The following is a 15,188-nucleotide window of genomic DNA, read 5'->3' as shown; positions in this document are numbered from 1 at the left end:
TAACTTTATAAAAAACAAAACCTATGTTATCAAAAGCTATAGAAACCGCATTAAACAATCAAATAAAAATAGAAGCAGAATCTTCTCAAATATATTTAGCAATGGCTTGTTGGGCCGAAGTTAAAGGTTTAGAAGGGGTTGCAAACTTTATGTATGCACAATCTGATGAAGAGCGTGAACACATGCTAAAACTTGTAAAGTTTGTTAACGAGCGCGGTGGTCATGCAAAAATTTCAGAATTATCGGCGCCTAACGTAACTTTTACTTCATTTAAAGAAATGTTTGAGAAATTGTTTGAACACGAAGTATTTGTATCTCAAAGTATAAACGATTTAGTCCATATTAGTTTAGAAGAAAGAGATTATGCATCACACAACTTTTTACAGTGGTATGTTGCTGAACAAATAGAAGAAGAAGCTGTAGCGCGCACCATTTTAGATAAAATAAATCTTATTGGAGATGATAAAGGTGGATTGTACCTTTTTGATCGCGATATAGAAAACCTAACTGTAACTTCCGCATCTGCAGATGGTTTGCAATAATTTTAACATTTAATCTTATTTAGATTTAATAAAAATAGTTATTTTTGCCCAAGATAAATTTGATATCTCTTAAATTTCAGATTCTGTTTTGGGCAAAAAAAAGAAAAAAAAGGCAATTAAAATGTTACGTGAATTAGGAGTAGAACTTCCTGATAAAGTAAAAAGTAGTTGTTGTAAAAAATTTAAAAAAGGAGAAAATAAGCGTTGTAAAAAATGCCCTTGTTTCGACTTGCTTAAAAAAGTGGCATAATCACTCTTAATACCTAAAAATATTCGTTCCGAAAACCATCTGTGTTTTTGGTGTTTACTCAAGTTCAATTCCCGATAACGTTAAAAAAATAATTTATAGTGACTACCTATATCACATAGGGGTCTTAACTTGCGTACATCAAATTGTTTCTTTTTTTTAAGAAGCAATAAATAGTGATAATTTTTAAACCCAAATAGAAACCTAATTAATACATGTAAATGAAAAGAATAGCAATTTTATTAGTGTTAGCATTAACTTTAGCTTCATGCGGCACATCAAAAGTAGTGCGAACTTCAAAAAAAGTAATGAAAGGGAATTGGACGCTAAGTACTATTTCTTATAGTGAAAAAGGCACCTATAATGTATCTCTTTTAGATGATGCTCCAAAAGCATGTTTTGAAGGTAGTGATTGGCAGTTTATCCCGAATAATAATTCAGGAATATATACTATTAACGATACTAATTGTAGCATTGGTGCTCGTAACTTCATTTTTACCATTCAAGAAGTTGATCCTGCTACCGATCTGTATGATTTCTTATTAAAACCTACAGACGAAAAAGGAAAATCGCCAACCAACTACGGTTACAGAATGCAACTTACCCAACTTACAGAAGCTACAATGCAGTGGCAACAAACGCTTAACGTGGAGGGTAAACCATTTACAATTACAATGAATTTTACAAAACAATAAAACATACAGATGAAAACAATATTTAATAAAATCGGATTAATTCTATTAGCACTCGTACTTACAGTAAATATAACAAGCTGTAAATCGGTACAAAATGCAAACAACAAACAAAAAGGTGGCGCTATTGGTGCTGCAGGTGGCGCACTTTTAGGAGCCATTATTGGTAACAACGTTGGTAAAGGTGGTAATGGAGAACTTGGAGCTGTTATTGGTGGTGTTATTGGCGGTGGCGCTGGTGTACTTATTGGTAACAAAATGGACAAACAAGCTCAACAAATTGAAAACGAAATTCCTGGCGCTAAAGTGGAACGTGTAGACGATGGTATTGTAGTAACTTTTGATGAGAATAGTGGTGTATATTTTAAAACAGCAAAGTATAATGTTAACGAAGCTTCTCAAGAAACTTTAAATAAGTTAATTGCAGTTTTTCAAGAATATCCAGATACTAACGTGTTAGTTGTAGGTCATACAGATAGTGTTGGTAGTGAAGAATTAAACATGACGCTTTCTAAAAACAGAGCAAATGCTGTTACCGATTATTTTTTAAGTAAAGGTTTAAGTCGTAGTCGTTTTACAACCAACTGGTTTGGAGAAGCACAACCAACACATGATAATACTACAGCAGAAGGTCGTGCAAAAAACAGAAGAGTAAATATCGCAATTTTACCGAATGAAAAAATGATTGATGATGCTAAAACTGAAGCTGGACAATAAGCTGATTTTTTAGATTAATTAATAATATTAAGGCTATTCTTAAAAAGAATAGCCTTTTTTTATTTTATACACTAACCTATCCGTCGGTTAGTATTTGTTATAAACTTAGGAGGCGGATCGCTATAACGTGGGTCTTGAATAACAGCAAGTTTTTCCATAGTAACAACTTCAATAGTTATACAATCGAATTCCTCTATTACCTTACCTGTAATGGTATAAATACCTTTGCCTCTAAAAGGATATTTACTTGCCACTGGCGGAAAATGAACGGTGTCAATAAAATTCCCATCGTAATCTAAAAACGTTCCAAAATGCATGTATTTGCCACTAGATGTTACCGTGTTTTTTGTGGTTACCAAATAACCCTCAATAGAAATATTACGATTTTTAAATTTTGGGAGTTGCAATGCTCTTAAAGGTTGTACAACTGTTTGCTCCAATAAACTAAACGGGTTGCAAAGCGTAAAGCCTAAAAGCTCTAAAGCATCAAAAGCATCTTCCAAAGCTGAACTTGGCAATTCTGGCGTTTTGTAATCTATACGTTTAGTTTCAAATAAATTAATAACATGGTCTTGAATTACTGTTTTGCTGGTTTTTAAATGGGCTTCCCAAAGTAATTCGCGCTTATTAACCCCCGTAAATCGAAACGCATTTATTTTAATCAGAATGGCGATTTGCTCTACAGATATACTTAGCCGCTCAATACAATCGTCTAGACTTTTAAACGCACCATGCTCCTCTCGGTCTAAAAGTAATTTCTTAATAGTTTTTACTTCCAAACCATGCAAAAACATAAAACCTAAATAAATATGTTTACCAATAATAATAGTTTCATTAAAACTTTTGTTAACACAAGGTGCCTCAATAATACCACCATGCATTCTAGCCTCGTGCACATAAAGTTCTGTACTATAAAAACCACCAAAATTATTAATAGTAGCCACCATATATTCCAACGGGAAATAGGCTTTTAAAAACAAACTTTGGTAACTTTCTACCGCATAAGATGCCGAGTGTCCCTTTGCAAATGCATAACCAGCAAAGCTTTCAATTTGCTTCCAAATTTCTTCAATTAAATGTTCTGGCTCCCCTTTTTGCCTACAATTATTAAAAAAAAGATTTTTCACAGATAGAAATTCATCACGAGACCTAAACTTACCCGACATGCCGCGTCGTAATTTATCAGCTTCAGCTAAAGTTAAACCTCCAAAGTAATGCGCCACTTTAATGACATCTTCTTGATACACCATAACACCATAGGTTTCGGGCATAATACTAAGTAAAACTGGGTGCGCTTGCTTACAACGTTCCGGATCGCGATACCGCAATATATATTCGCGCATCATACCCGATTTAGCAACTCCAGGGCGAATAATAGAACTCGCAGCCACCAACCCTAAATAGTTATCAACCTGAAGTTTTTTAAGCAACATGCGCATAGCAGGCGATTCTACATAAAAACAACCAATAGCCTGAGCGTGTCGCAAAATATGCTTAATCTTTTCATCTGTTTTAAAACCTTTAATATCATGAATATCGATAGATGCCTTTTCTGGATGATTATATTTTACAATATCTACGGTGTCTTTAATTTTTCCTAAACCACGCTGACTCAATATATCGAATTTATAAAGCCCAATATCTTCGGCAACTACCATATCAAAATGTGTGGTAGCAAAGCCTTTCGGTGGAAAAAATGTTGCTGTATAACAATGAATAGGCTTTTCTGAAATAATAATTCCACTAGCATGAATACCCAAATAATTAGGAAACCCCTGAATATACTCACTGTAAATAAGCACTAATTTTGATAGTTTATCTAAGGCATCAATATTGTAGCGGCCTTTGCTGAGCATATCTATTTCTGATTTTGGTAAGCCGAAAACCTTACCCAATTCGCGTACCGACGCTTTAAACTTAAACGTATTATAAACTGCTAAAAGCGCGGTGTTTTTAAATGTTTTAAAAATAAATTGTGTAATATCATCCCGATCGGTCCAAGAAAAATCAATGTCAAAATCCGGCGGATTCTTTCGGTATAGATTTATAAAACGTTCGAAGTACAAATCGAGTTCTACGGGATCAACATCGGTAATTCGTAATAAATACGCAACAATACTATTGGCGCCACTACCTCTACCTACATAATAATAATTTTTACTTCTAGCGTATTTTAAAATTTTCCAATTCATTAAAAAATAAGACACAAACTGCTTCTCTTTAATAATACTTAACTCTTTTTTTATTCGATTAAAGATAACATCATCCGGGTTTTGATAACGATACACCAAACCACTATAGGCAAGTCTTTCGAGCAATTTATAATCTAACTCCTCACTTTTAGTATACGATTTTTGATTATTAGGTGTACTTTTCGAGAAATCGAAATTTATAGAACATCGGCTTAAAATAGCTTTAGTGTTTTTTATAATCTCGGGGAATTCACTATAAACATTGGACAATTTATTAGCAGAAAGCATAACATCTGTTTCTAGACCTTCCTCACTTTTTAACAACTTACTTAATAACGTATTATTATCGATTGCACGCAACAAACGATGGGTGTTAAATCCTTTTTTATTTTCAAAAGAAACCGATTGTAAAACCACTAATTTAGAGACGTCTTTTTTCTGTTTAGAAAACTTAAGTTTATTTAAATCTTGTGGCTTTACACCTAAAAACTCATGTTTTTTTAAGTTAAAACTTCTATCTTGTTTATAAGGATAAATAACAAATGTATCGTCTAATTGAGGAGCACAATCTGGAATTACTAAACTAGCATCATGCAAAAAAGTAGATAAATAGTTATTAATATTATGAAACCCTTTATTGTTTCTAGCTAATAGTATAAATTTTTGTTCTGCGCCATTTCTAAAATCGACACCTAACACTGGTTTTATTTTATATTTTTTGGATAGCCGAACAAAATCTAAGCAAGCCGATGTATTATTAATATCGGTTAGCGCCATCGTTTTAAAGCCATTTTCCGCAGAAATGGCAAGTAGTTTTTCCGGGCTTATTGTCCCGTAACGCAGGCTGAAATATGAATGACAATTTAAATACATAAGTTTTACAAAATTAGCTACATTTAAAAGTAATTGTTGCTTACATTTGTAGTAAACCAAATTAAATATTAAAACGAGTAATGAAATTCATTCAATCCAACATTAAACATTTACGCACTTTGAAAAGTTTTTCTCAGGAACGTTTTGCGGACGAATTAGGTTGGACACGCTCCATTGTGGGTTCTTATGAAGAAGGCCGCTCAGAACCTCCTATAGATCGTTTAATAGAGCTTTCTACCTATTTCAATATACCAATAGATATTTTAGTTAAAAACGATTTAAGGCGCACTAAAAACACTTCTTTCATTGAAGTAGGAAACAAGCGTGTACTGTTTCCGGTAACGGTAAACGACATGGACGAAGATTTAATAGAAATTGTACCTACCAAAGCTTCAGCAGGATATTTACAAGGCTATGCAGATCCGGAATATATTGAACAACTTCAAAAAATAAAACTCCCCTTTTTACCAACAGGAACGCATCGTGCATTTCCGATAAGTGGAGATTCTATGTTGCCAGTAAAAAGCGGTTCGTTTATTGTTGCAAAATTTATCGATACAATAACCGATGTAAAAAACGGACGCACTTATATTATACTCACCAAAGACGATGGTTTAGTATATAAAAGAGTCTATAATAAAATTGAAGAAAAAGACTCTTTAGAGTTACATTCTGATAATAAACTATACGCACCTTACGATGTGAAAACTACCGATATTATGGAAATTTGGGAGTTTACGTGTTGTATTAACACGCAAGAATATAGTGAAGAAGAATTAAAACTAAGCAGCATTGTAAACATGTTTCAGGAACTTAAAGTCGAGCTAAAATCGATTAAAGGCTTGGAAAACTATGATTTTTAATATTACATTAACCAACCGAAATAATGATAAGGGCCTCTATTTTTTAAAAGACCAACGTATCATTAAAAATAAAACCCAAACCCTATGGCTATACAGTTAAAACAATCTGCTCCTTTAACGCTTTTTAATCCTGAAGAAACAGACAATGCAGGTGCGCTTTATTTCGATACAGGTATTTCGGCAGGTTACCCTGCTCCTACCGAGGATTTTAGCCAGCAGCATCTTTCTCTAGATGCTGAGCTAGTTAAAAATAAAGAAACCACATTCTATGCACGTGTAAGCGGGCAATCTATGATTGGTGCAGGACTAGATGATAACGATTTATTGGTAATAGATAGAAGCATAGAGCCCACAAATAATAAAATTGCGGTTTGCTTTTTAGATGGTGAGTTTACTGTAAAGCGTTTAAAAGTGGATAAAGATGAAATGTGGTTAAAACCGGAAAACCCAAACTACCCTATTATTAAAATTACTAGTGATAATAAGTTTCTTATTTGGGGGATTGTAACTAATGTGATTAAAAAGGTGTAAATATTAAGCCACATTATACTTAAATTTAAAGCATAAAAAAATGCGAAGCTAAAGCCTCGCATTTTTTATATAATATAAAATTGATGTTTTAGTCTGCTAAAACAATCAACTTATTGTTTTTTAATTCTAACGTTCCAGAGTTAATTTTTAACAATGTAGCTCCTTTATCGTTTTTGGTAAATTTATCTTGAACCGCTTCATCTAATTCTACGTTCCCTGAAATTTTCACAAAACCTTCTTTTAAAATAGATATAATTGGCACGTGATTATTTAACATTTCAAATTCGCCATTTACTCCTGGAACCGCAACGCTAGTTACTTCTCCACTAAATAAAGTTGCTTCTGGTGATACAATTTCTAAATACATAATTTTCAAGTATTCAGTAATCAGTATTCAGTATTCAGTCGCGTAATGCTGACTGTTGACCTATAACTGCTTACTAGGTTTACGCTTCAGCTAACATTTTATCTCCAGCTTCGATAGCTTCTTCAATAGTTCCTTTAAGGTTAAACGCTGCTTCTGGTAAGTGATCTAATTCACCGTCCATAATCATGTTAAATCCTTTAATAGTTTCTTTAATATCTACTAAAACACCTTTAAGACCTGTAAATTGCTCTGCTACGTGGAAAGGTTGAGATAAGAAACGTTGTACACGTCTTGCTCTACCTACAGCTAGTTTATCTTCTTCAGATAATTCCTCCATACCAAGGATAGCAATAATATCTTGTAATTCTTTGTAACGTTGTAATAACTCTTTAACACGTTGTGCACAGTTATAGTGATCGTCACCTAAAATTTCAGCAGTTAAAATTCTTGAAGTAGAATCTAATGGATCTACCGCAGGATAAATACCTAACTCAGCAATTTTACGAGATAATACTGTTGTTGCATCTAAGTGAGCAAAGGTTGTAGCCGGTGCAGGATCCGTTAAATCATCCGCAGGTACATATACCGCTTGTACAGATGTAATAGAACCTCTTTTAGTTGAAGTAATACGCTCTTGCATAGCACCCATTTCTGTTGCTAACGTTGGTTGATAACCTACCGCAGAAGGCATACGACCTAATAATGCAGACACCTCAGAACCAGCTTGTGTAAAACGGAAGATATTATCTACGAAGAATAATACATCTTTTCCTTGTCCTTCACCAGCACCATCACGGAAATACTCAGCAATAGTTAAACCAGATAATGCTACACGAGCACGAGCTCCAGGAGGCTCATTCATTTGTCCAAATACGAAAGTCGCTTTAGATTCTTTCATTCCAGATTTATCAACTTTAGATAAATCCCATCCACCTTCTTCCATAGAATGCATAAAGTCATCACCATACTTTATAATTCCTGACTCTAACATCTCACGTAATAAATCATTTCCTTCACGAGTTCTTTCACCCACTCCAGCAAATACAGATAAACCACCGTGTCCTTTTGCTATATTGTTAATCAACTCCTGAATTAATACTGTTTTACCTACTCCAGCACCACCAAATAAACCAATTTTACCACCTTTTGCATAAGGCTCAATTAAATCGATTACTTTAATACCTGTAAATAAAACTTCAGTAGAAGTTGATAAATCTTCAAATTTTGGTGCTTGACGGTGAATTGGTAACCCAGCTTCTCCAGCTTTAGGTAAATCTCCAAGACCATCGATAGCATCTCCAATTACGTTGAATAAACGTCCGTAAACATCATCACCAACCGGCATTTGTATAGGTGCACCAGTAGCAGTAACCTCTGTACCTCTGCTTAATCCATCAGAAGAATCCATAGCGATAGTACGCACAGTATCTTCACCAATGTGAGATTGTACTTCTAGTACTAAAAGCGATCCATCTGCTTTTTTAATTTCTAATGAATCATAAATTTTTGGAAGTTCAGCACCAGCTCCGAATTCAACATCGATAACTGGACCTACTATTTGTGCAACTTTACCTGTAACTTTAGACATTACTTATGTGTTTAATATTATGCGTTTTAATTCAGTGAAAACACTTTGAGTTTTCGCGTGCAAATATAGTGGTTTTAATTTAAAATGAAAGTCGTTTTTATAATAAAAAAACGCATTCCATTGGAACACGTTTTTTATATTTTTAATAATTGCGCTTTTATTGTAATGTAGGCGCATAATTTGTTGGGTAATCTCCCGGATTTGGAACATTACCAGAGTCAATAAAATTAGCACCAAAAGAGGTGTCTATAGCTTCTAAAAACTTGTATGCCATATATGAATACCCTCTTGCTGTTAAATGAATTCCGTCTAGACTAACAGCTCCACCAGTTACTAAACTAGCATTTAATGTGTAATCGCCATAAAGAATTCCTGTTGTAGCTAATTCTGATAAAATAGTATTTAAATCTACTAAAGCAATATTATCATTAGCATCTGACACGGCTTTAATTGTTACATTATACGCATCTGTTGCTTCTTTAATAGCTAATTGTTCTTCTGGTGTTAAAACCCATTGATCTGCTAATGGTACGGCAACACCGTTTATACTTTGTGCGTTTCCAGGGATAGCTTCTGTTCCTATAAAAGAAGATGAACTAAGTACAAGTAAATCATCTGCAGTAGCTTGTCTATACTTTGGAATTTCAGCGAAAGCAGAATTAATCGCCCCTAAATCGGTTAAATCCTCATCTATGATAACAACTGCGTTTTGTCCTTCAACAAATTTTATAGTTCTTTTTGCAACTTCTTCAGCTGTAAACAAACCAGAACCCTGCAATGCAGCGTAAGCTTGTTGTAAACCACCATTATATGTGCCATACGCAGCCACACTGTTTAAAAAACTAGCAGTACCAGCATCTAATGGAATTGGATTATAAGGCACTGTTGTAAAATGTGGTAAATCTGTAATATATGGTACATTTGTAACCACACCTTTAGCACCACCACTTGTTAGTGTTGTAACTAAATTACTAAAAACACTAGCAAAAACATTAGGGTCTGTAATATCATTACTTCCGTATGTAGAAGGATCTAAATTCTCTTTTTGATCTACACCACTTCCACCAGAAACCGCAAAACTTAAAACATCATTCGCTCCCATTTCTGATAAAGTAAAAAACGTAGGACTTTGCGCCATAGCGTCTCCTAACATAGTTGCGCTTGGACTTGATGCCATTCTTACAAAGTAAGGATTAGCATAAGAACCTACTCCTGCAAGACTACCGTAAGAATCTGATAATAAATGAAAACTTTTTGCTCCTGGAACACCTAAATTACTAAAAGGCCCGGTTGGGTTGTTTAAAACAATATCTGTAGACACCGTTACTGGGCCAACCACAGACTCTAAAGGCACTGGAGTAGAACCGCCAAAAACAAGTCTTGGTTCTGCTATTCTTGTACCTCCTGCTGCCAAGCCACCAAAATTATCATTGGTTAATGGTTGTGTAAAATCTCCACCGCCTACACCAGCAAATTGATTTGCCAATATATTTGGAAAAGAATTATTTTGCCCCGCCATAAAAAGCGCGCCATCTGTATATCCTGCCGTAAAAGATGCCCCAAGAGACACGTATGTTGTAAAATCTGCCGAGCCAGAAGTTAGTTCTGGCAAAACCTCAGCGGCTTCATCTCTATTAACGTCTTCAATTTCGTTACAACTTGTAAAACCAATTAAAGCTGATAATACTAATATATATTTTGTGTTTTTCATCTTATAAATTATTAATTGTCCATGAAACATAATACATTGATCCAATATGACCTGTACCCACTGCTGTGAAATATTCATCTCCTAAAAGATTAGTTGCACCTGCCTTAAAAATAGATTTCATAGATGGAACCTTTAAGTTAATTTGCGCATCTACAACATGGAATTCTGGAACAACACCATTTGCAAAAGTTGCTTCCCAATAATAATCGTCACTAAATCTATAAGCTATGTTAAATCCGAAGTTTTCAAATAAATCCGTATTACCAAAAGACGCTTTAAATTTATGTTCTGGCGTATTAAAGTTTGTTGCAAAATCTGGATATGCTTCGCTATCAAAATCTAATTTAGCATAAGTATAACTTCCGCTTAAATCGAAATCACCAAATACTTTAGTAGATACTCCAACAGATGTACCGTACGAGTTTACATTAGCTTCAGAGTTTGTATATGTACTATATGCTTGGCTATCTCCATTTGCCAAAGCAGCTATAGATGCACCACCATCACCAACTGTTCCATAAAAAGGAGCAACCACAACTTCTTGAGATATAAAATCTTTATAGCTATTGTAATAAGCACTAACATCTACAGTAATTTTATTAAACTTACCTCTATACCCAACTTCTCCAGATGTTACTTGTTCTGGTTTTACTAAATCTGGGTTTGCAATTTCTAATACCGCAGGGTTTCCTGTAGCAGCTAGTTCTAAAGCAGAACTTGCAGTATATGAATTATTATAAGCCGCAGCTCCTGTTTGAGTAACGCTAGGCGATTGCACAATAGCAGCACCTCCAGGTGATAAATCGTAATTTCTAGTCCATCTATCTAAATTACTAGGAGCAGAACCTACTAAAATTGCTCTACCTGCATTTAGGCCGATAAATAAATCTTGAGTTGTAGGGTTTCTAAATCCTGTTTGCACAGAAGCTCTAACATTATGGTTTTGATTAAGTGTAAGTGCTGCAGAAATTCTTGGAGACACAAAACCATCAAAAAACTCAGACTTATCATAACGAGCAGACCCCGTTAATTTTAATTCCATTTCATCGTTAAGCTCAAGGTTTTTCTGAATTTGAGTATAAATTCCATATTCAGAATATGTAATAGGACCATCAATATCTGTATAAATAGTACCTGAAGAATTTAAACTATATTCTCTAAAAGAACCACCAACTTGAATATCGGCAAAATCGATAAGATGACTAAAATTATAATTAGCATCCGCATGATAATATTTAGAAGCATCTTGAAATTTAGAACCCGTAGTTAAATCCGGATCTGCTATACTTTTGTTAAATGCAGCAACGAACTCATCAGACCCTGGAAGAAATCTTCCTGTATCAGCAACATTTCTTGCTGCAGCGTGTGCTTGAGTTTCATCTGCACCACCAAGGGTTGCAGAAATAAAGGCTCCAGTATACTCACCAAACCATGTATTATTATCTTTCCAAGCACTATTAATATTAATACCTGTAAAAACCATATCATAAGAATCTCCAGCTTTATCTGATACTACGTAGCCTCTAACAAAGAAGTTATCGTTTCTAATTTCAATTTTATGTTGTTCTTGAAAAAAGTTATTAATGTTATATCTGTTTGTGCCTTGGTAAATTGTTGAACCTGTTCCAACCTTACCAACATAAGATATTTCGAAATCATTTTCCCATGGACGGTAGTATAGCCCCCAATCAGATTTAATACTACTAGCATCGTAATTCGTTAAATCTCTTTCATCGTAACCTGTTCTACTTACATCAACAAGTGGCACTAAATTTACTAAAGCTGGATTTGGTAACTGTGCTAAAAAAGTTTCACTTTCTATTACGTTTTTTAAATTCGTAGAAACTTCATCTCCATAAACATTAACACCATCGTAATCTATATTTGCTCTTGTTCCACCTATATTCGTTTTATCGTCTTCATTAACTGCAGCCCAATCGGTTCCTTTTAAGTAACCGAAATTTACTTTAGCTGCAAATTTATTACTGAATTTATAAGCTGCACGAATACTAACATCTGTATACTCATTATCTCCAGAAGCTTCTTGTGACGTAAGACCTCTTTTTACAGACGCACTAATACCTTGGTGATCGAAAGGGTTTTTACTTCGCATAAATAAAATACCATTAAAGGCATTTGCTCCGTATAATGCAGAAGATGCTCCAGGAAGTAATTCCACACTTAAAACATCTGTTTCTGTCATACCTACCAAGTTTCCGATAGGGAAATTTAATGCAGGTGTTGAATTATCCATACCATCAACCAATTGCATGAATCTATTATTAGCAAATGTTGCAAAACCTCTTGTATTTACCGACTTAAAAGTTAAACTATTGGTATTAACATCTACACCTTTTAAGTTCTCTAAACCGTCGTAAAAATCGGCAGATGCAGTGTTTTTAATTTCTTTTAATCCAAAGCGCTCTACTGTAACAGGAGATTCAAATATTCTTTCTGGAGTTCTTGAAGCAGAAATTACAACTTCATCTAAAGAAGTTCCTTCTTTTAAAATAAAATCTACTTTTTGATTCCTTTTGGTTATTTCTACTGTAACCGTTTCAAAGCCTACACTACTGGCTTGAACTGAGAAGGGTGGATTTTGATTGTAGGTTAAAGAAAAGTTACCATCAAAATCTGTAACGTTTCCTGTAGAGGTGCCAACTACAATAATATTGGCTCCAGGAATGGGTTGGCTATTGTCATCGACAACAGTACCAGTAATAGTTGTTTGGGAAAAAGTTATTCCGCAAAAAAACAACATAAAAAATAGGAGAATTGCTTTCATTTATATGAACGAATTTAGATTTAGAATAGCAATATATGTATATTAAGTATTATTTACACATAAAAAAGCAAAAAAATTATGCGCGCATAGCACTTATTGATAAAAAACCATGGTTAAAATTGTGATTTTGACAAAAAAAGAGTGCTATAAATGCAAATCAGCCTGATTTCAAGTTTTGAAATCAGGCTGATTTAATTTTAATTTTAATTTTTATATAAAATATTACTCTACCGTAACAGATTTTGCTAAGTTACGTGGTTGGTCGACATTTTTGTCTAACAACACAGCAATATGATAAGATAATAATTGAAGTGGAATAGTTGTTAACAAAGGAGTAAGCGACTCTAAAGTTTCTGGAACTTCAATAACATGATCGGCTAACTCTTTAACTTGCACATCGCCTTCGGTAACTATACCAATAATTTTACCTTTTCTAGATTTAATTTCTTGAATATTACTTACTACTTTTTCGTAGTGGCCTTTTTTAGTTGCAATAACTACAATTGGCATATTCTCATCAATTAAAGCAATAGGTCCGTGCTTCATTTCTGCAGCAGGATATCCTTCAGCATGAATATATGAAATCTCCTTTAATTTTAGCGCACCTTCTAAAGCTACAGGGAAATTAAAGCCTCTACCTAAATAAAGAATATTTCTAACATCTTTATAAATATCGGCAATCATTTTAATATGTGCATCAGACTTTAACGCCTCTTCAACTTTACTAGGAATCATTTCTAATTCTAATAAGTGCTGACGAAAATCTGAACTACTGATGGTGCCTTTTGCTCTTGCAAGTCTTAAAGCCATAAGCGTTAAAACTGTAATTTGAGTTGTAAAAGCTTTTGTAGATGCTACTCCAATTTCTGGACCAGCATGCGTATAAGCTCCTGCATCAGACTCTCTAGCGATAGATGAACCAACTACATTACAAACTCCAAAAACAAATGCTCCTTTAGATTTTGCTAATTTAATAGCAGCTAAAGTATCTGCAGTTTCACCAGATTGTGAAATAGCGATAACAATATCGTTTTCTGTAATTATAGGATTTCTATATCTAAATTCTGAAGCGTATTCAACCTCTACAGGTATTCTAGCTAAATCTTCAAAAATATATTCTGCAACTAATCCGGCATGCCAAGACGTTCCACAAGCAACAATGATAATACGATTGGCATTTAAAAACCTTTTCATGTTATCTTCAACACCAGCCATTTTAATAATAGCTTCGTTACGTAACAATCTACCTCTGTAAGTATCGGTAATTGCTTTTGGTTGTTCGTGAATTTCTTTAAGCATGAAATGATCGTATCCCCCCTTTTCAATTTGCTCTAAATTTAATTGAAGCTCTTGAACGTATGTGTCAACAATAGAATCATCTTTTATTTTTCTTACTTTAATTCCTTTATGGAATCTAATAACTGCCATTTCTTCATCTTCTAAATAAACAGCGTTTTTAGTATACTCTAAAAAAGGAGAAGCATCACTAGCGATAAAGAATTCATCTTCATTTTCACCAATACCGATAGCTAACGGACTTCCTAAACGAGCCACAACAACTTCTTCTGGCTTATTTTTATCGAAAACAGCAATAGCATAGGCTCCAATAACTTGGTTTAATGCAATTTGAACTGCTTTTCCTAACTTTACTTTTTCCTTCTTTTTTACATCTTCAATTAAATTAATAAGAACTTCTGTATCTGTATCTGATTGAAATGTATATCCTCTTGTAATTAATTCTTGCTTAAGTGAATCGTAGTTTTCAATAATTCCGTTATGGATTATTACTAATTCTCCAGAGTTTGAAAGGTGAGGGTGAGAGTTAACATCGTTTGGCACACCATGTGTTGCCCAACGTGTATGCCCTATACCAACACTACCTGTTTTAGTTATTTCTGCAGTGGCGCATTCTTCTAAATCGGCTACTTTACCTTTTGTTTTAGATACTTTTAGGTCTTTACCATCAAAAAGAGCAATTCCAGCACTATCGTACCCTCTATATTCTAATCGTTTTAAGCCTTCAATTACTATTGGATACGCTTCTCTATACCCAATATAACCTACAATTCCGCACATAAGT

The 15,188-nt window shown here is 34.1% G+C and carries 11 protein-coding genes; 5 read left to right on the top strand and 6 right to left on the bottom strand.

Annotated features, from left to right (window positions below):
• The first annotated feature begins 23 nt into the window (after window positions 1-23).
• The 3 genes from DFQ06_RS11645 to DFQ06_RS11635 all read left to right on the top strand — a co-directional run bounded on the left by DFQ06_RS11645 (window position 24) and on the right by DFQ06_RS11635 (window position 2,198).
• Window positions 24-542: a ferritin gene (locus DFQ06_RS11645; RefSeq protein ID WP_042503978.1), complete on the top strand. Its 519-nt coding sequence runs from the start codon at window positions 24-26 to the stop codon at window positions 540-542.
• 468 nt (window positions 543-1,010) lie between these two features.
• Window positions 1,011-1,484, top strand: a complete 474-nt coding sequence (locus DFQ06_RS11640; RefSeq protein WP_042499557.1) for a lipocalin family protein — start codon at window positions 1,011-1,013, stop codon at window positions 1,482-1,484.
• A 9-nt stretch (window positions 1,485-1,493) separates the two neighbouring features.
• Window positions 1,494-2,198, top strand: coding sequence for a YiaD family glycine zipper/OmpA-like lipoprotein (locus DFQ06_RS11635; protein ID WP_042499555.1), 705 nt, complete (start codon window positions 1,494-1,496; stop codon window positions 2,196-2,198).
• A 71-nt stretch (window positions 2,199-2,269) separates the two neighbouring features.
• Here DFQ06_RS11635 and DFQ06_RS11630 read toward each other — a convergent pair whose 3' ends face one another.
• Window positions 2,270-5,263: a DNA polymerase III subunit alpha gene (locus DFQ06_RS11630; protein WP_133967844.1), complete on the bottom strand. Its 2,994-nt coding sequence runs from the start codon at window positions 5,261-5,263 to the stop codon at window positions 2,270-2,272.
• Window positions 5,264-5,343: 80 nt separating this feature from the next.
• Between DFQ06_RS11630 and DFQ06_RS11625 the strand changes: the two genes are divergently transcribed.
• Window positions 5,344-6,126, top strand: coding sequence for an XRE family transcriptional regulator (locus DFQ06_RS11625; RefSeq protein WP_042499553.1), 783 nt, complete (start codon window positions 5,344-5,346; stop codon window positions 6,124-6,126).
• A gap of 84 nt (window positions 6,127-6,210) precedes the next feature.
• Window positions 6,211-6,657: a LexA family protein gene (locus tag DFQ06_RS11620; protein ID WP_042503984.1), complete on the top strand. Its 447-nt coding sequence runs from the start codon at window positions 6,211-6,213 to the stop codon at window positions 6,655-6,657.
• A gap of 88 nt (window positions 6,658-6,745) precedes the next feature.
• Here DFQ06_RS11620 and DFQ06_RS11615 read toward each other — a convergent pair whose 3' ends face one another.
• The 5 genes from DFQ06_RS11615 to glmS form a co-directional block, all read right to left on the bottom strand.
• A complete protein-coding gene (locus DFQ06_RS11615) occupies window positions 6,746-7,024 on the bottom strand; it encodes a F0F1 ATP synthase subunit delta/epsilon (protein WP_042499551.1) in 279 nt (92 codons plus the stop codon).
• A 79-nt stretch (window positions 7,025-7,103) separates the two neighbouring features.
• Window positions 7,104-8,612: a F0F1 ATP synthase subunit beta gene (atpD, locus tag DFQ06_RS11610; protein ID WP_042503986.1), complete on the bottom strand. Its 1,509-nt coding sequence runs from the start codon at window positions 8,610-8,612 to the stop codon at window positions 7,104-7,106.
• Between the two features lie 157 nt (window positions 8,613-8,769).
• Entirely contained in the window at window positions 8,770-10,323 is a 1,554-nt protein-coding gene (locus tag DFQ06_RS11605) for a G-D-S-L family lipolytic protein (RefSeq protein WP_133967842.1), read from the bottom strand.
• Window position 10,324: 1 nt separating this feature from the next.
• A complete protein-coding gene (locus DFQ06_RS11600) occupies window positions 10,325-13,108 on the bottom strand; it encodes a TonB-dependent receptor (RefSeq protein WP_133967840.1) in 2,784 nt (927 codons plus the stop codon).
• Window positions 13,109-13,330: 222 nt separating this feature from the next.
• Window positions 13,331-15,184 (bottom strand): glutamine--fructose-6-phosphate transaminase (isomerizing), encoded by a 1,854-nt coding sequence (glmS, locus tag DFQ06_RS11595; protein ID WP_133967838.1) that lies wholly within the window; start codon window positions 15,182-15,184, stop codon window positions 13,331-13,333.
• Between the last annotated feature and the right edge of the window lie 4 nt (window positions 15,185-15,188).

Origin of the sequence: Algibacter lectus, from assembly GCF_004368925.1 — a bacterium.
Taxonomy (GTDB): Bacteria; Bacteroidota; Bacteroidia; order Flavobacteriales; family Flavobacteriaceae; genus Algibacter; species Algibacter lectus.
This window is presented reverse-complemented; position numbering and strand designations above follow the sequence as displayed.